The sequence below is a fragment of the Rothia sp. HMSC071C12 genome (assembly GCF_001813895.1).
Classification (GTDB): domain Bacteria; phylum Actinomycetota; class Actinomycetes; order Actinomycetales; family Micrococcaceae; genus Rothia; species Rothia mucilaginosa.
In genome coordinates this window covers 254,315-272,240 of sequence record NZ_KV814371.1, presented here as the reverse complement: position 1 = coordinate 272,240, position 17,926 = coordinate 254,315, and the positions used below count along the sequence as shown (strand labels likewise).

General features: G+C 61.0%; 11 protein-coding genes and 2 tRNA genes. 4 read left to right on the top strand and 9 right to left on the bottom strand.

The genetic code is table 11. The annotated features are described in order from the left end of the window. Nucleotides 1-275: 275 nt before the first annotated feature. Complete coding sequence (locus HMPREF2942_RS04360; RefSeq protein ID WP_070688482.1) at nucleotides 276-1,421, bottom strand: ADP-ribosylglycohydrolase family protein; 1,146 nt, start codon at nucleotides 1,419-1,421, stop codon at nucleotides 276-278. Nucleotides 1,422-1,789: 368 nt separating this feature from the next. Between HMPREF2942_RS04360 and HMPREF2942_RS04355 the strand changes: the two genes are divergently transcribed. The 3 genes from HMPREF2942_RS04355 to HMPREF2942_RS04345 all read left to right on the top strand — a co-directional run bounded on the left by HMPREF2942_RS04355 (nucleotide 1,790) and on the right by HMPREF2942_RS04345 (nucleotide 7,907). After that, on the top strand, nucleotides 1,790-2,986 hold the full coding sequence (locus tag HMPREF2942_RS04355; RefSeq protein ID WP_070688481.1) for an exonuclease SbcCD subunit D: 1,197 nt from the start codon (nucleotides 1,790-1,792) through the stop codon (nucleotides 2,984-2,986). Next, complete coding sequence (locus HMPREF2942_RS04350; protein WP_070688480.1) at nucleotides 2,983-6,252, top strand: AAA family ATPase; 3,270 nt, start codon at nucleotides 2,983-2,985, stop codon at nucleotides 6,250-6,252. The genes HMPREF2942_RS04355 and HMPREF2942_RS04350 overlap by 4 nt, the downstream gene beginning before the upstream one ends. A 65-nt stretch (nucleotides 6,253-6,317) precedes the next feature. Then, nucleotides 6,318-7,907 carry an MFS transporter gene (locus HMPREF2942_RS04345; RefSeq protein ID WP_246824350.1) on the top strand — a complete coding sequence of 530 codons (1,590 nt, stop codon included), beginning with the start codon at nucleotides 6,318-6,320 and terminating at the stop codon, nucleotides 7,905-7,907. Between the two features lie 133 nt (nucleotides 7,908-8,040). Here HMPREF2942_RS04345 and HMPREF2942_RS04340 read toward each other — a convergent pair whose 3' ends face one another. The 8 genes from HMPREF2942_RS04340 to bcp all read right to left on the bottom strand — a co-directional run bounded on the left by HMPREF2942_RS04340 (nucleotide 8,041) and on the right by bcp (nucleotide 17,488). Next, nucleotides 8,041-8,688, bottom strand: coding sequence for an MBL fold metallo-hydrolase (locus HMPREF2942_RS04340; protein ID WP_005505505.1), 648 nt, complete (start codon nucleotides 8,686-8,688; stop codon nucleotides 8,041-8,043). 9 nt (nucleotides 8,689-8,697) lie between these two features. After that, nucleotides 8,698-9,789 (bottom strand): S-(hydroxymethyl)mycothiol dehydrogenase, encoded by a 1,092-nt coding sequence (locus HMPREF2942_RS04335; protein ID WP_005505506.1) that lies wholly within the window; start codon nucleotides 9,787-9,789, stop codon nucleotides 8,698-8,700. A gap of 183 nt (nucleotides 9,790-9,972) precedes the next feature. Then, nucleotides 9,973-10,992 carry an alpha/beta fold hydrolase gene (locus tag HMPREF2942_RS04330; RefSeq protein ID WP_070688479.1) on the bottom strand — a complete coding sequence of 340 codons (1,020 nt, stop codon included), beginning with the start codon at nucleotides 10,990-10,992 and terminating at the stop codon, nucleotides 9,973-9,975. A 100-nt stretch (nucleotides 10,993-11,092) separates the two neighbouring features. Next, nucleotides 11,093-12,484 carry a YihY/virulence factor BrkB family protein gene (locus HMPREF2942_RS04325; RefSeq protein WP_070688478.1) on the bottom strand — a complete coding sequence of 464 codons (1,392 nt, stop codon included), beginning with the start codon at nucleotides 12,482-12,484 and terminating at the stop codon, nucleotides 11,093-11,095. Nucleotides 12,485-12,734: 250 nt separating this feature from the next. Further along, nucleotides 12,735-14,216, bottom strand: coding sequence for a malate:quinone oxidoreductase (locus HMPREF2942_RS04320; protein ID WP_070688477.1), 1,482 nt, complete (start codon nucleotides 14,214-14,216; stop codon nucleotides 12,735-12,737). Nucleotides 14,217-14,426: 210 nt separating this feature from the next. After that, nucleotides 14,427-16,595, bottom strand: a complete 2,169-nt coding sequence (locus HMPREF2942_RS04315; RefSeq protein WP_070642684.1) for an ABC transporter substrate-binding protein — start codon at nucleotides 16,593-16,595, stop codon at nucleotides 14,427-14,429. Between the two features lie 149 nt (nucleotides 16,596-16,744). Continuing rightward, nucleotides 16,745-16,826 (bottom strand) — tRNA-Leu (locus HMPREF2942_RS04310). Between the two features lie 185 nt (nucleotides 16,827-17,011). Further along, nucleotides 17,012-17,488: a thioredoxin-dependent thiol peroxidase gene (gene bcp, locus HMPREF2942_RS04305; protein WP_070688476.1), complete on the bottom strand. Its 477-nt coding sequence runs from the start codon at nucleotides 17,486-17,488 to the stop codon at nucleotides 17,012-17,014. A 219-nt stretch (nucleotides 17,489-17,707) separates the two neighbouring features. Here bcp and HMPREF2942_RS04300 point away from each other — a divergent pair. Then, a tRNA-Lys gene (locus HMPREF2942_RS04300) sits at nucleotides 17,708-17,780 on the top strand. Nucleotides 17,781-17,926: the final 146 nt, after the last annotated feature.

The following is a 17,926-nucleotide window of genomic DNA, read 5'->3' as shown; positions in this document are numbered from 1 at the left end:
GCGCCTGGGGGCGCTTCGAGGACGGAGCCCCCGCTCCGCGTGACCGGCTACGCCGTAAGGTTTAGCTTCGCTAGTTCTAGCACATACAGAAAAAGGCTCTCCGAGATACCGGAGAGCCTTTTCTGTACCCTTAGGCAGTTTGTTGCGACGGCTTGTGGACGATGCTCGCGGGGGAGTGCCTCCTCTTCAGCGCCCCAATAAATGAATGGGCCAGGCGCTTCGAGGACGGAGCCCCCAGCTGCGCATGTCCGCTATGCCGTTGAGGTTCAGCGCCGCTACAGTCCCAGCTGGCGCAGATAGCGTTCCGCCACCGCCTCCACCTGATCCAAACCACGCACACGACCCAGCGCCTCCGACCACGCATCAGCCTCACCGGCAGCCACCGGCAAACCAGCCGCCGCCCACAACGCCGCCGCCATCGCACCCACCGAATCCGAATCCGAATCCACCGACACCGCACGGCACAACCCCTCAAACAAGGCGCCACGCACCGTCGCATCATCAGCATCAGTAGGCAGGCCCTTCACAGCATCCGCAGCACACCAGAACGCCACACCCAACAGCTCCGGCGCCGTCCAACCCGTACCAAAATGCTCTGCCACAGCCTCCGGAACCGGTACCGTACCGCCCTCCAGCAGCTCGACGGCACGACTCAACGCCGCCGCCGTACGCGAAGCATCACCTGGAATCGAATCATCCGCCGCCACCGAACCACACCACGACACCACACGCCGCGCCGCCTCCAACAACGAGCCAAACGTGCCCGACGGGGACGCCAACAAATCACGAACCAACAACGCATACGCCGCCGCCGAAGCCAACGCCTCCGGATGCCCATGCGTCAACGCCGCCGCACGCACCGCCAACAAAACCACCGTACGCTCCTGCGCCACCGGCAAAACACCCAACGCCGCCGAACGCACTAACGCGCCACTACCCAAAGCATCAGGATTCAACGACTTCGACACCAACTGCATCTCACCCGAACCCAACGCCCGCAACGTCGCCGCACCCGGACCACGACGAGCCGTCAACTCGGGCGCCCCATCAATCTCACGATCCAACGAAAACGGCGCAGACTCCGGCAAAACCTCACCAATACCGCGGAACCACCGCAAATATGCCAACCACAGACACGCCAACTCATCCGCCGCCGCGCCCTCATTATTCCACTCCAAAACCTCCGTCAGGCCATCCAGAGTGAAGCAGGTCAGCTGCGTATCATCACTGACCAACAGCTCACCAAACGCCGACTCCCACGGCTTAGGGCCACACGCCGCAATCTGATCCGCCGGCAGTAGCTCAAGAGGATAGCCCAGCGCATCACCCAGCGCAGACGCACACAACAAGCCGCGCACCCTGCCCGCAAACTCAGCCGAAACCTCAGGTGCACGCGTGAACTCAACAGAAGAAAAACTCATAGGGCGATTATCCCATGTGCGTTCAGGACGCGGAGGCTAGAGCATAAGCGGCTTCGTGCTCATGCTCGCGGGGTGGGGGTGTACCAGGCGGCTTCGTGCTCACGCTCGCGGGGGAGTGCCCCCTCTGCGGCGCCGGGGCGCCTTGAGGACGGAGCCCCCGCTCCGCATGAGCACCTACGCCGCGATGGGGTGCCTGATCCGGAGTGAGGGGTGCACTGGGCAGCTTTGCACTCACGCTCGCGGGGGAGTGCCCCCCTCTTCAGCGCCTGGGGGCGCTTCGAGGACGGAGCCCCCGATCCGCGCGAGTGCCTATGCCCTGAATGACGAACTGTGAGGCGCAAAACACGACGCAGTGCCATACTGAAACCATGAAGATTCTGCACACCTCCGACTGGCACCTCGGCCGCACCTTCCACCGCAGCCCCCTCACCCGCGAACACCAGCAGTTCATCGACGAACTGCTCAACTACGTGCACGCCGAAGGTATCAACACCCTCCTCATCAGCGGCGACGTCTACGACAGCACCATCCCCACCGCCGAAAGCACCACCCTGCTCGACCAGGCGCTCACCCGCCTCATGCGCGCCGGCGTGCAAGTCATCCTCAGCTCCGGCAACCACGACTCCTTCCGCCGCCTCAGCTACGGCGCCGCCTTCTTCGAAGCCTCCGGCGTGCACCTACGCACCACCATCGAAGACGCCACCCGCCCCGTCGAACTCACCGACGGCACCCAGCGCGTACACGTCTACGCCATCCCCTACCTCGCGCCGCGCCTCCACGCCACCGCACTCGGTGTAGAACCCACCCACCAGGCAGTCCTCGGCGCCGTCACCGACGCCATCCGCGCCGACGCCGCAGAACGACGCGCCCGCGGCGAAGGCGCCGACCGCATCATCGTCATGAGCCATGCAACCGTCAGCGACACCACCGTCAGCGACACCACCGTCAGCGCAGACACCACACCCCGCAGCGACTCCGAACGCGACATCAGCGTCGGCGGCATCGACTGGGTACCCGCCTCCCTCTTCGACGGCTTCGACTACGTAGCCCTCGGCCACATCCACAAGCGCTACCCCGTCACCCACACCATCCGCTACAGCGGCTCCCCGCTCGGCTTCTCATTCAGCGAAGAACACAACCGCAACGGCGCCTACCTCATCGAACTCAACCCCGGCGAAGAACCCACCATCAGCAGCCACGAATGGGCAACCCGTGTACACATGAAAACCCTGCGCGGCACCATGGAGCAGCTACTCAACGCCCCAGAAAACAGCCCCTACGAGCAGGGCTACTACTGCCGCATCGAACTCACCGACGAAACCCTACCCGTCGGCGCCGTCGACCGCCTGCGCAGCCGCTACGAAACCATCTCCCACTTCAGCTACCGCAGCACCCAACCCGCCACCGACAAACCCACCGCCGCACCGCCCACCCGCGACGCCGACCCCGTCGAAACCTTCGACCAATTCCACCAATACGTACGCAACCGCCCCCTCACCAGCGAAGAACGCGACGTCATCACCACCCTCAGCGACCACATCAAAAGCCACAAGGACAACGCATGATCCTGCACAACCTCGAATTCGAAGCCTTCATGGCATACCCCAAGCGCCAAGAAATCAACTTCGACACCCTCAACAACGCCGGCGTATTCCTACTCAACGGCCCAACCGGTGCCGGTAAAACCACCATCCTCGACGCTATCTGCTACGCCCTCTACGGCGAAACCAGCAGCGACCGCGAATCCGCCAAACTGCACTCCACCTACGCGGCACACAGCGGCACCAAACCGCGCGTGTTACTCGACGTCACCCTCCACGGCAAGCGCCTGCGCATCGACCGCACCCCCGCCTACAACAAACCCATCACCCGCGGCGCCCGCAAAGGCCAGATGCGCGAAGAAAGCGCCAAAGCAACCCTCGCCGAACTCGCACCCGGCGCCGACCCCGCCGACGAAAAAGCCTGGATCCCCATCTCCAGCAGCGTCGCCGAAGTCAACCGCACCATCGCCGAACGCACCCACCTGACCAAAGAACAATTCCTCAAAGTCGTACTCCTGCCGCAGGGCCAGTTCGCGCAATTCCTCAAGTCCAAGCCCAAAGAACGCAAAGAACTGCTCAAAAAGATGTTCCCCGTCGAACACTACGAACAGCTCTTCGCTGCACTCACTGAGGAAGCGAAAACCGCCCAGCAGGAAGTCGCCCAGGACGAAAACACCCAGCGCGGCTACCTTGAACGTGCCCGCGCAGAAATGCTCGCCCTGCAGTCGCTACTGGACGCTGTGGATTCGGATGCTGAGGAAGCTGCGGAGGCGGGCGAGGAGACTTCCGAAAACCTCACCACTGAGAACGTCACTGCCGAGAATGTCACCGCCGAAACCCTCGACGCATGGGTTGCCGGCGGAGTAGAACGCGCCCGCAAAACCTCCGTGCGCGAGAAGCAGGAACAGCAGCGCCTCACCAACGAAGCCGACCGGAACACCCGCCTGCTCGCCGAACGCGCCCAGCTGCAGGCCGACTGGCGCGAATACGAGCAGCTCTGCGAGCGCCGAACCCGCCTGACCGAACGCGCCGATGAGCACAAGGCGCAGCGTGAAGAGCTGGTGCAGGCGCGTGCCGCCGCGCCCCTGCACGCACAGTACACGCAGGTCCACACCGAATCACAGGCGCTCGCCGCCCGCCAGCAGGAGCAGACGGCGTGCGCATCCGCACTGGATGAGACTGGTCACACCCTGCTTGCGGCACTGCGCGATGAGGAAACCTCGGCAGACGTCACCTTCCCCGAGGAGACGACCTTCGCCGCGCTCCCGGATCTCGAACCCGCCGAGCAGGAAGCCCAGCTCGAAGCGCTCCTCGACACCCTGCGCGTCCTGCAGAAGAAGGACGCACAGCTTACCGACGAGGAAGCCGCCGCAGCCGCCCTGCTGAAGCAGGCTAACGCCCTCGAACTGGACAAGTCGCGTGCCGAAAAGACCCTGAGCGATCTCACCACCCAGGCTGAGCAGCTTGCCGAAGAACTCGCCGGCTACAGCACCGCCGACGAGGAACGCACCCTCGCCGCGCACCTGGTCACCGAGGCGCAACAGAAGCACGACGCCGCCCAGCAGATGCAGCAGAAGCTCGATGTCGCCTCCGCCGCGGTTGCCGCGGCTCAGAAGCAGAGCCAGCGCACCACCACCGCTGAGCAGAAGGCACAGGAAAAGTGGCAGGCTTCGGCTCAGCAGGCGCTCGCCGCGACGGAGGAGTTCAAAAACCTGCAGGTGCTGCGCCTCGCCCAGGCGTCCTCCCTGCTGGCACGCGAGCTCAAGGACGGCGAACCCTGCGCTGTCTGCGGCTCGGTCGAGCACCCCGCCCCCGCGCAGATTGCCGAGGGTGAGCAGCTGGTTGAGCGTGCCGACCTGGATGCCGCCAAGGAACGTGAAGACAAGGCTCATAAGCAGGCGCGCACCCACGAGCTGGCTAAGGATCGGGCGACCAAGGCGCATCAGGAAGCCTCCGAGGCGCTTGCCGCCGCCCGCACCCAGTACGAGACTCTGGCTGCCCAGGGCGAGTGCGATGTTGAGCAGACTGCCGCGCAGCTGCAGCAGGCGCAGACCCGCCTCGCGCAGGCTCAGTCGCGCGTGACGGCGCGTGACGGCGTGCTGGCGAAGGTTGAGCGGGTGCGGGTTGAGCTGCAGAAGGCTCAGGAGGCGCTACGCACCATTGAGGGCGCGGCGGTTGAGGCTCAGACTCGTCACCGTGACGCTGCGGCGCGCTGTGAGGCGGCTGCGGCGCAGTTGGCGCCTGCTCGTGCGGCGGTGGGCTTTGCGCAGCGTGTTGAGGCTGTGGAGGGCTACCGTGCGGCGCATCAGCGTCTTGCTCGTGCGGTGTTGCTGTTGGGGCAGGCGCGTGAGCGTCATGCTCTGGCGGCTGCTGCGGCGCAGCGTCTGCTGGCTGAGTCTGCGTTTGAGAGCGCTGAGCTGGTGCAGGCGGCGGTGCGCATCCCCGAGCGTGTTGATGCCCTAGAGCAGGCTGTTGCCGCGTATGAGCTGGAGCATGCCCGCCTCCTTGAGGGCTTTGGTCGTGAGGCGATTGTTGCGGTGGCGGCTCGTGTTGCCGCTGGTGAGCAGGCGCCGGATGATCTGCAGGGCGTGCGTGAGCGGGTTGAGCAGCTGCGTGCGGCGGCGCACCGTTTGACTCTTCGTGAGGGCGAGCGGGAGAGCGTGCTGCGTTCTTTGCAGGCTCTGCGTGGCGAGTATGCGGCGTTCCGTGCGCAGACGGCGCAGCGTTATGACCGTGCGCAGATGTTGGCTAACTTGGCGGCGGCTGCCCGCGGTGACACTCTGGGCGGTTATGAGCATCAGGTTGACCTGGTCAGCTATGTGCTGGGTGCCGAGTTTGAGCGTATTCTGCAATCGGCGTCGCTGCATTTGGACCGTATGAGTGAGGGCCGCTACGGCATGGTGTTCAGTGATCACCGTGCGAAGGGTAGCCGTTCCGGTGGCGGCCTGAACCTTGAGATTACTGACACTTGGACGGGTGAGCCGCGTGAGGCGTCGTCGCTGTCCGGTGGTGAGTCGTTCTTGGCGTCGCTGTCGTTGGCGTTGGGTCTGGCTGAGGTTGTTCAGGCGAATAATGGCGGTATCGAGTTGGATACCCTCTTCATTGATGAGGGTTTTGGCACGTTGGACGCTGAAACTCTGGACATGGTGATGGGCACGATCGAATCGCTGCGTGATAGTGGGCGCACTATTGGCCTGATTTCGCATGTGGAGGAGATGAAGAACCGTATTCCCGCCCAGATTGTGGTTGAAAAGGGTCAGAACGGCTCGTCGGTGAGGGTAAACTCCTAGTAGGCATAAATTCGCTTCCGGGCTGCTGTTGTGGCATGTCCGGCGGCTTATTCGTGAAAGAGATGATGACCTCGACACCTCAGGACAGGGCACCGAATTCAACGTATCGTGTGGAACCTTCGGCTGATGCGCGCGCTAACGCATCCGCGCCGGAGGTTCCTCCGCGCACCATGAAGGTGGCACCCGCCTCCGATTCGCCGGATAAGTCGTGTGCTTCGGGCACGGGTATTCCAACGGTTCCGGGTACGTCCTTGACGGATGTGGTGCGCAGTAACGACCACGTGTTGCAGGAGTTGCCGCCGCGACCGGTTCCTACTGCGGATGAGGTTAATACGAACGCCTCGGTGCCGGATATTTTGCGTCAGCATTGGGCGTTGTTCCTGCGTAACGGTAAGGAGCAGCGTTACCATCTGCGCGGTGTGCTCCGTGATGAGGGCTTTGCCCGTAATGTGTTGACGATTCTGTTCCATATTCCGGCGGCTTCTTCGGCGTTTGCGCTGTATATTCTGTTGGCGAGCCACCTGGGTAGTGTGCATGATGGCGGCTATGCGGTGGCGGCGTTTGCTGGCGCGTATTCGGTGCAGATTATGCTCGGCCCGATGCTGGTGCGTGCCCTGGGTTTGAGGGCGTTGCTGGCGATTACGTCGGTGCTGAATATTGCTGCGGTGCTGAATATGCTGGTCATTGGTTGGCGTTTGACGGTTGACCCGAATAACGTGAGTACGACATACCATGCGCTCTCTTGCGTGGCGATGGGTTTTACGACTCCGCCGTGGACGCCGTTTGCGTTGGAGTCGCTGTACCGCCGCAACTATAAGTACAGTGATGTTCGCTTGTCGACAGCTGTTTCTTGGGGGACGACGGCGAACCTGTCGATGTACCCGCTGGCTGCTCTGCTGGTGCGGCTGGGCGATGCGTACCTCACCCCGAATCATGAGTATGCGGGCTTCTGGATCACGATGATTCTGGATGCGCTACTGTTCATTGTGGTTCTGGCCGCGCCGATGTGGCTGCCGGATATTTCGCGTATTCGCATGTCTCCGCCGAAGAATCTGGTCCGTCCGAATAAGCAGACGGTGGTGTTGATTCTTGGTCTGGTGCTGCTGGGTGCGTGTATGGGCGCGGTCGGTTCGGGTCTGCTGGGCTTCTCGCTGATTCACGGTTCGATGAACCTGTTCATGGCGATGGTTGCGACCGGTACCGGCGCGATGGTGCTTGTGTCTTTCCCCGTGGTTTTGGGTGCCCGTTCGGTGAACCCGTGGCATGGTTGGTTGGTGAGCGGCGTTCTGCTGATTATGGGTGCCCTGTATTTGCCGGCGAGTGATGATACGTCCACGATTTTCTATGCGTTGGTGCTGTGTGGTGCGGTGCTGGGTGTGGCGTTTGGCGGTCATGAGCTGTGGCTGAACCGTTCGCTCAAGCATATTCCTGATGCGCAGGCGAGCTTCTTTACCCGCTCGATGCTGGGTATTGGTCTTGCGATGGGTAGTATGTGGGGCGGCTATATGGGTGACGCTCCGTATTACCGTAATGCGTTTATGGTGCCGGTGATTATTGCGACGCTGTATTTTGCGTTGGGTCATTTGTACGGCTACCTGTGGCGTGAGGAGCATGAGGAGCAGCTGACTCCTTGGGATCAGTTGGAACGTCGTTAGCGCATGTTTAAAGGCGGATGCCCCGCCACCTTCTGCAGGTGGTGGGGCATCCGCCTTTTGCGTACCGTGCTCGGTTTGTGGTGAACCTCGGCCTGAGAACCTCAGTGTGAGAGCCTCAGCGTGAGGCTACAGTTTAGTGACCGCGCTTGATCCATGCAGGAAGCTCGGGCGCCTCCAGACCGATGCCGGTGCTGTCGCCGTGGCCGGTGAGGACCGCGGTGGACGCGGGCAGGGTCAGCAGGCGGGTCGAGATCGACTCGATGATGGTGTCGAAGTCGCTGTAGGAGCGTCCGGTTGCGCCGGGGCCGCCGTTGAAGAGGGTGTCGCCGGAGAAGACGACGCCTTCGCTGTTTTCCCAGCTGAGGGTGGGTGCGTAGAAGCACACGGAGCCGGGGGAATGGCCGGGGGTGGCGAGGACCTTCAGTTCGGTGTCGCCGATGCGCAGTACATCGCCGTCAGCGAGTTCGTGGTCGAAGTCCCAGGAAGGGTACACCATTTCCCAGAGCACACGGTCTGCGGGGTTCAGGTAGACGGGTGCGCCGAAGCGTTCTGCCGCCTCCTTGGCGCTGCGGATGTGGTCGTCGTGGGCGTGGGTCAGCAGAATCTTCTCCACGGTGCGGCCTGCGACGGTGCGGGAGATCTTGTCGACGTCGTGGGCGGGGTCAATGATGATCACGGAGGAGTCATTGCCGATGATCCAGACGTTGTTGTCGACGTCCCAGCAGCCGCCGTCCAGCGAGAAGGTGCCGGAGGTGACGACTCGTTCAATACGTTCGCTCACGCTACGCTCCTAGAGTTCCACGACCGAGCGCAGCACGCGGCCGGTCTTCATGGTTTCGAATGCTTCGTTGACGTCTTCGAGGCGGATGCGCTCGGAGACGAAGCCGTCCAGGTCGAGGCGGCCGAGCAGGTACTGGTCCACGAATTCGGGGAAGTCGCGGGAGGGCAGGGTGTCGCCGTACCATGCGCTCTTGATGGAGCCGCCGCGGCCGAACACCTCATCCAGCGGGATGTCCCAAGTGGTGCCGGGTGCGGGCACGCCGACGAGGACGACGCGGCCAGCCAGGTCGCGTGCTTCGAATGCCTGCTTGAAGGTGGGGGCGATGCCGACAGCGTCGATGACGAGGTCTGCACCGAAGCCGCCGGTGAGTTCCTTGATGGCCTCGACGGGGTCGACCTTGGAGGAGTTCACGGTGTGGGTTGCGCCGTGTTCGCGTGCGCGTGCCAGCTTATCCTCGTCGATGTCGACGGCGATGATGGTGGTTGCGCCACCGAGCTGTGCGCCTGCGATTGCTGCGGTGCCGACGCCGCCACAGCCGATGACTGCCACGGACTCGCCGCGCTTGAGCTCACCGGTGTTCAGCACAGCGCCCAGACCTGCGGTGACGCCGCAGCCGAGCAGACCGATGGCTGCGTACTGTTCGGGGCTGATGTCAGCGGTGATCTTGGTGCACTGGCCAGCTGCGACGAGGGTCTTCTCAGCGAAGGAGCCGATACCCAGTGCGGGGGTGAGTTCGGTACCGTCCTCGAGGGTCATCTTCTGGGTTGCGTTGTGGGTTGCGAAGCAGTACTGCGGCTGGCCCTTGCGGCATGCGCGGCATTCGCCGCAGACGGCACGCCAGTTGAGGATGACCAGGTCGCCGGGGGCGATGTCGGTGACGTCATCGCCGACAGCCTCAACGATACCTGCGGACTCGTGGCCGAGCAGGTAGGGGAAGTCCTGGCCAACGCCGCCGGTGACGTAGTGGTGGTCGGTCTGGCAGACGCCGCAGGTGAGGACCTTGACGAGTGCTTCGCCCTTGCCGGGGTCGGGTACGTTGATGGTGGTGACGGTGACGGGTGCGTCCTGGGCGAGGGCTACGACAGCCTTAACCTTGTGCATGGTGCTCCTTTGCTGGGCGCGGTTGAGCCTCAACCGCAGATAAAGGTTTTTTGATACGTTCCCATTCTAAGAGCTAAGGCATACCTGATGCACCCCGGGGCTGAGCGTGAAGCCCCCAGGTGAATGTGACGTTTTATGACGTTGTCTCTTACTCCTCCCGGAACCCGCGTAGTCTGCGGCTACTTACTCTGCCGCCTCCACCTCTGCCGCAAAGGCGAGCGCACCGCGTCGGAACGCGCCCGAGGTCAGTGCGTTCACGTGGTCGCGGCCGGCCAGGGAGATGAAGCGGTTAAGCGGATTGTTGCCGCGCACCATGTCGTAGAGTTCCGCTCCGTCGGCGGCGATGGTGTCCGAGTCACCGAGCACGACCGCGATGGGTGCGTGCGGATGCGCGCCCGGGTGACCCGCAGGTAGGTTGGGGGATCCGGCACGCAGGGCGGGCACGTCGAAGAACGGGCCGAAGGGAATCCTCACGAACTTCAGCAGCGCGTCGGGTTGAATGGGGGAGTTGTCAATAATCGAGGTGAAGGAGGCAATCGCCTCGTCGGTGGAGTCTGCCGCCGGGGTTTCTGCACTCGCGGAGGCGCTGGTTCCCTCGTGCGCTTCGAGCATGGCGCGCAGGGTAATGAGGTGGTCGTGCAGGGGCAGGCCGCCCAGGGTGAGGGATGCGACCGCCTCCGGGTGGGTGAGGGCGAGTTCCCAGCCGACGCGCGCGCCGAAGGAGAAGCCGATAACGTGCGCGCGGGGCTCCAGTTCAACGCCGAGGTCGTTCTCGGTGGCGACGGTGCGCAGCAGTTGGGCGAGCAGGTTGGTGAACAGGTGCATGGGGGTCAGTGGCTGGCCCTCCGCATCGACAGGGGGCACCGAATCGAACGGAATCGTGCCGCTACGCACGCCCGTGTTGTTGGGGAGCTTGCAGTCGATGGCGTGCATGGACTCGGGGTCTTTGAGGTATTCGTCTGAGTGGTAGGGCAGGGTAACAATCAGCACGGGGTATCCCGCGCGCAGGTACTGGCGAATCCAGCTGGTGCCGCCGTAGAGCTGCTCGCCGCGGGTGGCAAAGCCGTGAATCATGAGGGCAGGGACGCGGCTTTTGAGCTGCTGCGGCTGGTAGAGGGTGTACTCGAGGTCGGGCAGGGTAGTGCCGGGTACAACAGCATTGGGTACGGCAAAGGGCGCGGGAGAGAAATCTGCACTGGTCATATGTCTATCTTAGTGACCAACGCGGGGTTTCTGTCCTGCGCCCTTTTCTATCTCGCGCCCTTGATGCGTTGAGGCGGTACGCGCTCAGCTGAGCTGCCGCTTAGTTCTTCTTTGCCGCACCGGTTGAGTTGTCGGCACTCAGGTCGAAGAGCGCCTCCTGCTGAGGTTCAGCCTTTGCGCTCGCTTCTGCCTTCGCCGCGGTTGCCTCAGAAGCCTGAGTTTCGGCGGCGTCTGCCTTCGCCTGCTTCTTCTGTAGCTGTTCCTTGCCGTTTTCGATGCGTTCCTTACCGTCGGCAATGAACGTGCGAATCATGGTGGTGTTGGTGTCCACCGCCTTCTGCACGCGATCCGCAATGGAGGGGCCCTTCGGCTTGGGGAGCATGTCCTGGCCTGCCGCCTGCTGCTGTAGTTCGCGTCCGGCGGACATGAGGCGTTCGCTCTGTTCTTTCATCGCACGGGATGCGGTGGTGCTGCGCGGCTGAACCTTCAGGTGTCCGTGGTCGTCTTCGCCGGCGAGTACCTGGCGCATGAGCATGATTTCTGCGTCCAGGTGCGCGCCGAAGAGGAGCATATTGTTCATGATCCAGATGAACAGCAGCATCACAATCACACCACCAATGAGGCCGTAGGTGGCGTTGTACTTGCTGAAGTTGTTGGCGTAGAGGGTGAAGCCGAAACCGCCCAGGCTCATGCCGAAGAGCGCCAGCGCCGCACCGGGGGAGAGCTTCCACTGTTTGAAGCGGCGCACGTTCGGGGTGGCGGCGTAGAGCAGAGTGATCAGGGCGATTGCCATGAACAGGATGAGGACCCAGCGGCCGTTAAGCCAGATGAGCTTGATGAGTTCCATATCCACGGTTTCGGGTACATACCGACCGACCATGTCCAGGACGGTTACACCCAGCAGCATCATGAGCATCATGAGTACCACGAGGATGATAATCACGGTGGTGACGAAGACGTTCAGCGGCTTGAGAATCCAGCCGGGGCGGCCTTCACGCACGTTGTAGACCGTGTTGAGAGCTCGGCCGAAGGATCCGGTGTACCCGGAGGCGGACCAGATCGCACTGAGGATACCGGTCAACAGCACCAGGCCTGCGCCATGGTCGCCGGTAATCTGCTTGATGGGGTCTTCCATAATGGCGTACATCTGGGCGGGCGCGTTGTCCTTGAGGAAGGCGAGGATGACGGCGGCGCTTTCCTCACCGTGACCGAATACGCCCAGTAGGGAGACGATCGCCAGCAGGGCGGGGAAGATGGACAGCACGGTGAAGTAGGTGAGTGCTGCCGCCATATCGGTGCCGCCGTTTGCGCCGAATTTGTAGATGGCACGGCGCAGAATGTAGAGAATGCTGCCCTTGGGGAAGTCGCGCAGTTTCACGCTTGCGTACTTGGGGGCCGCGGGCTTCTTCTTACGGGAGAAGAGTCCGCGTCGAGCTCCGGCGGGTACCTGGGTTGAGGAGGTGTCCGTGGAAGAGCCGGTGTGTGCAGCCAATGGGGCTCCTTGAATGAGTGGGGTGTACACAGTGGTGCGCCTATGAGCTTCAGCGTGTGGGCGCACAGAAGGGGCGAGGAGAACAATGAGCTGTCCTTCCCGCCCCTGCGGTGACATTATATAGGGTTTTCTGACCCTCCCGTATTTTTCTGCGAGTGCAGATAGATAACCTGTTTGTCAGTTAGAGAGGGTAACCACCCCGAAAAGCCTCAAAAAGGCTTGTTAGATACTGTTTTCGACTAGCTGAAAACTAGTTGTAAATACCCAGAACCTTAGCGGTGTGAGCCATAACCTCATCAGCCAGATCCGGGTTGTCGTTGAGCTTCACGCCGTAACCGGGGATGAGCTCCTTCAGGCGAGGCTCCCAACCGGCAATCTTGGCGGGGAAGCACTGCTTGAGCAGGTTCAGCATAATCGGAGCCGCGGTGGAAGCACCGGGGGATGCACCCAGCAGAGCTGCGATGGAGCCGTCCGCTGCGGAGACAACCTCGGTACCGAACTGCAGGATGCCGCCCTTCTTCGCGTCCTTCTTCATAATCTGAACGCGCTGACCAGCCTCGATGAGCTCCCACTCGCCGCCGTCAGCCTCGGGGTAGTACTGGTGCAGGGTCTCCAGGCGAGCGTTCTTGTCCTTGACCAGCTCGGAGAGCAGGTACTTGACAAGGGAGAAGTTATCCAGACCTGCACGGGTCATGGGGTACAGGTTGTGCAGGCGCAGGGACTTCGGCAGATCTAGCACGGAACCCTGCTTCAAGAAGTTTGTCTTGAAACCGGCGTAGGGGCCGAAGAGCAGAGCACGCTTGCCGTCCACGTAGCGGGTGTCCAGGTGGGGAACAGACATGGGAGGTGCACCCACCGAAGCCTGACCGTACACCTTAGCGTTGTGCTGGTTTGCGGTTGCCTCGTGGGTGTTGCGCAGGAACAGGCCGGAGACGGGGAAGCCGCCGTAGCCCTTACCCTCTTCAATGCCGGACTTCTGCAACAGGTGCAGGGCGCCACCGCCGGCACCGAGGAACACGAACTTCGCGTTGATGCTCAGAGGCTCATCCTTGTTGATGCGGTTAATCGCCTCAACCTGCCAGGAACCGTTCGATTCGCGGTTCAGGTTGGTGACCTGGTAGCCGTAGCGAACCTCAACACCCTTGGTCTGCAGGTAATCGACCAGCTGCTCGGTGAGGGAGCCGAAGTTCACGTCGGTACCTTCGGGGGACCAGGTTGCAGCCATCGGCTCGTTACCCTTGCGGCCCTTGACGGTCAGCGGTGCCCATTCGCCAATCTTCTCGCGGTCATTGGAGAACTGCATACGCTCGAAGAGCTTCTCCTTGCGGAAAGAATCGTAGCGCGCAGCCAGGTACTTGGAGTGGTCTTCGCCGAAGACCAGGGACATGTGGGGGACCGGGTTGATGAAGCTGGTGTCAGTCAGAATATTCTTCTCAGCCAGGGATGCCCAGAACTGGCGGGAAACCTGGAACTGCTCGTTAATGTTCAGCGCTTTGGCAGCGGAGACAGTACCGTCGGGACCAGCGGGGGCGTAGTTGAGCTCGCACAGTGCCGAGTGGCCGGTACCTGCGTTATTCCAGGGGTTGGAGGATTCCTGAGCAACCTTGTCGAGGCGTTCGAGTAGGATAATATTCCAGGTCGGTTCGAGCTCCTTGAGGAACACGCCGAGGGTGGCGCTCATGATGCCGCCGCCGACCAGGACGACGTCGGTTCGTTCAGTACGTGCTACCACTGAGTTCTCCCTTAGGGTGAGGGTGCCCATCCTCGGGCACAATGACTGTGGGGTACATCATCTAGCCTACTCCTTTTAGCGGGGGAGGCATAGCTAGAATCAGCAAATAACAGGAGAGTGTTGCAGTTCACACGTTAGCTTCCCCGGAGGGTAGAAACCCTCCAGGGCACGCCAAACACACACGCAACGCAACACTCAAACCTGAACTGCCTACAACTTACGCAGCTTACCGAACAGCTCAATCGCATTCTGCTCCGTCTGATAGCCCTGAACCTCACGGCTCACCGCCACCTTAGACGTCACATTCAGCAACGGAACCGCCGGCATGAACTGACCCAACTGAGACACAACCTTCGCGTACAACTCGCGCTGCGAATCCACCGAATCGGCAGAGTCCGCGGTACGAATCGCCTCCAAAATCTCAGTAAAACGAGGCGACGGCGCCACCGCCACAGCAGTAGGCGACGGCGAAGGTGACGCCGACGGGCTCGGCGAAGCAGAAGCCGAAGCCTCCTCCTCAGGCATCAACGGGTCCGGCGAATAACTCGGCTGCGGGCTCGGAGTCGCAGAAATCCGCACATTCGAATTCGCACCACCCGACGACGGCACATCAGAACTCTTCTTCGTCAAACCAGTCGTCATATCCGACGGCGCATTAGCAATCAACGAACGCACCTGATGCTCAGCAATCAGCGGCGCCAACACCGGACCAAAGAACGCATACGGGTCACGGTACATGCCGTAGAAACCCGCCAAGGTAATACCGCGCTCAGAAGAAACCTCACGGCTCTTCGACAGATACTCAGACCACGGCAGAGGCACCGGCTTAATATTCAGGCCCACCTCAATCAGCGAAGCCACCATCTCCGAATACACCTTCTGCGGAGTATCCATCCACGGCAGAGACACATCGGCAGGGTAGTAACACTCAATCACCTGATTGTCGTACCCAGCAGTTGCCAACAGTGAGCGCGCCATATCCTGATTGCGGTCCGTGTAATCCTTCGCATCATCAGCCTTAATGCGGAACGACGGCGAAATCAGCGTCTGCGCATCCGAGGTGCCCTGCGGATAATACTGACGCAACGCACCGCGATCCACAGCATGCGAAATAGCGCGACGCACCGAAATATTCTTCAACACCGGATGCGCCGTATTCAAACCCAAATACACCAGCGAGAACGGGTCACGGCCCGGCGTCTGATAGCCATCACGCGCCAACTGGCCCAGATCAGAAGAATTCACCTGATCACACGCATCAATGTGACCCTCCATCAGTGCAAAATAACGCTTATCCGACGAAGTGAGGGTCGAAATCTGAATCTCATCCAGCTCAGGTGCCTGACCATCAAAATGGGTATTCTTCAGCAAGCGAACCGTGCCGGCCTCGAATGACTCCACACGGAACGCACCCGTACCCACCGGGTTACCCGTCAGCTTCTGATCCGCACCAAACAGCGAAGGATCAATAATGCCAAATGCCTGCTGCGTCAAAATACGCGGGAACGCCAGAGAAGGACGCGACAGGGTCACCACCACAGAGTTACCCTTCGCCACCACCGACGAAACCAGCGGCAAGAACGACTGCACCGCAAATGACTGGGCGGCATCTGCCTTCTTGCTGCTCTTCTTATCATCCGGCTGAGTAGCAGCATGAGCACCCGCAGAAGCCGATGCAGAAGCCGACGCGCTCGGGGTAGCAGTTGCGGAAGCAGACGGGGAAGCACTTGCAGAAGCAGACGGAGTCGTCGCACCCGACGGAGACGCCTGAACAGGCGCAGGCTCCACCGCCGAAGGATCAATAGAACCCGGCTTCGGCACACCAAAACCCCACGCAAACAAAGGCTGAGCAGGCACCGCATGAGCAGCAGTACCCTCACCCGTAGCCAACGCCTGCCACCTCTGGAAATTCTGCACCACAGCATCCGCAGTCAACGCAGAACCGTTACTAAAATGCGCCTCACGCAACACAAACGTATGCACCAAGCGGTCATCAGAAACCGTCCACTCACTACACAACGAATCCTGAACCTCAGGATCACCCGTGTAATGATTCGCCACCAACAACGTCTGCAAAACCTGCGCCGTCACCTGATACGTACTCGCCACAGGAAACAACGCCGGGTCCAAACCCAACGGCGCCGCACCCTGCGCAAAACGAAACACACGACGCGCATCAGCAGACGACGCGCTCGCCGAAGAACCAGCCGACGAACCAGCAGAAGATTGACCAGAACACGCAGAAAGCGCCAAACCAGCACTAAAAAGCGCGCCAAAACGCAAAACGGCACGTCGACTCAAGCCACTCGAGCCGGCAGTGGCTCGCAGCAGCGCATCAGAATTGCCAACAGCTGATGATGCATAAGGCTGATGCTGCACGGGAGGGTCCTCTCTTCCGTCGCGGATGCTTATCTCTCAGGATAACGGTTCAACACCCAACCGGGCGAGACACACCCACCCCGGCAAGGCGCATACAAGAGAACCCGCCGCCACGAAAACCGTGACGGCGGGCCCAATGTGAATGTGTGTGCGCGAGGGGGGACTTGAACCCCCACGCCATAAGGCACAGGAACCTAAATCCTGCGTGTCTGCCAATTTCACCACTCGCGCGTAGTGTCACCCCACATCCGAAGATGCATGCGTCTGAGGCAACAAAAAATTAGTGTACACCAGGAACCAAGGTTCTCCAAGCCTTAAAAGAAGCCCCCATGGGGCAAAAAGCCCGCAAACACGCCGAGCAGCAGCCCCTCAAGAAGCAGCAGAACAGCGATACGCAAACCCCAGAAAACGTGACCCTACTTCGGGTCAATACCCAAATCACGACGCAACTTCGCCACATGACCCGTCGCACGCACATTGTACTGAGCCACAGAAATAACACCCTGCTCATCAATCACAAACGTCGAACGAATCAGGCCCTCATACACCTTGCCGTAATTCTTCTTCTCACCCCACGCACCATACGCCTCAGCCACAGCATGATCAGCATCAGACAGCAGCGGGAACGTCAACGACTCCTTCTCCACAAAACGAGCAATAGCCGCCGGCGAATCCGGAGAAACACCCAACACCACGTAACCCAACGACTTCAACGACGCCAAATTATCGCGGAAATCGCACGCCTCCTTAGTGCAACCCGGAGTCGAAGCCTTCGGGTAAAAATACAAAATCACCTTGCTACCCGCATAATCACTCAGACTGTGCTCCTTACCCGACGCATCAGCAAGGGTAAAAGCAGGTGCCGGGGTGCCCGGCTTAAGACGAACGCTCATCAATAACTCCTCAAAACATCAATAGAAATCAGCAGGGGAGCGGCGGATGCGCCCCACACAGTACCAAGGGCGGACGCGCCCCATGCAATACACACAGTCTAGTGTCCCACACACCCCACCCAAACAATGTGTCCAGGCTCACCTCAAATCAACTTGCGTACACCACAAAAACTCGCGTATAGTATTTTTCTGTTGCAAGGGAAACCTTGAAACAAGCAAGCGCCTCTAGCTCAATTGGCAGAGCAATTGACTCTTAATCAATGGGTTCTGGGTTCGAGTCCCAGGGGGCGCACTTCAAAGAAAATCCCGCTGATTCTTCGGAATCGGCGGGATTTTTGCGTTCCCTGAATAAATACAGTTTTTGGGCTTGAGGAGCTTGTATCCGGCTTTGTCTCTGATGATGCGCGCCGCATGTTTCCTCCGCGCCTACGCAGGGGC

Bases quoted from the DNA above. Each gene is read 5' to 3' on its own strand.
- HMPREF2942_RS04360 (WP_070688482.1), bottom strand. From the start codon at position 1,421: ATGAGTTTTTCTTCTGTTGAGTTCACGCGTGCACCTGAGGTTTCGGCT.
- HMPREF2942_RS04355 (WP_070688481.1), top strand. From the start codon at position 1,790: ATGAAGATTCTGCACACCTCCGACTGGCACCTCGGCCGCACCTTCCAC.
- HMPREF2942_RS04350 (WP_070688480.1), top strand. From the start codon at position 2,983: ATGATCCTGCACAACCTCGAATTCGAAGCCTTCATGGCATACCCCAAG.
- HMPREF2942_RS04345 (WP_246824350.1), top strand. From the start codon at position 6,318: ATGACCTCGACACCTCAGGACAGGGCACCGAATTCAACGTATCGTGTG.
- HMPREF2942_RS04335 (WP_005505506.1), bottom strand. From the start codon at position 9,789: ATGCACAAGGTTAAGGCTGTCGTAGCCCTCGCCCAGGACGCACCCGTC.
- HMPREF2942_RS04330 (WP_070688479.1), bottom strand. From the start codon at position 10,992: ATGACCAGTGCAGATTTCTCTCCCGCGCCCTTTGCCGTACCCAATGCT.
- bcp (WP_070688476.1), bottom strand. From the start codon at position 17,488: ATGAGCGTTCGTCTTAAGCCGGGCACCCCGGCACCTGCTTTTACCCTT.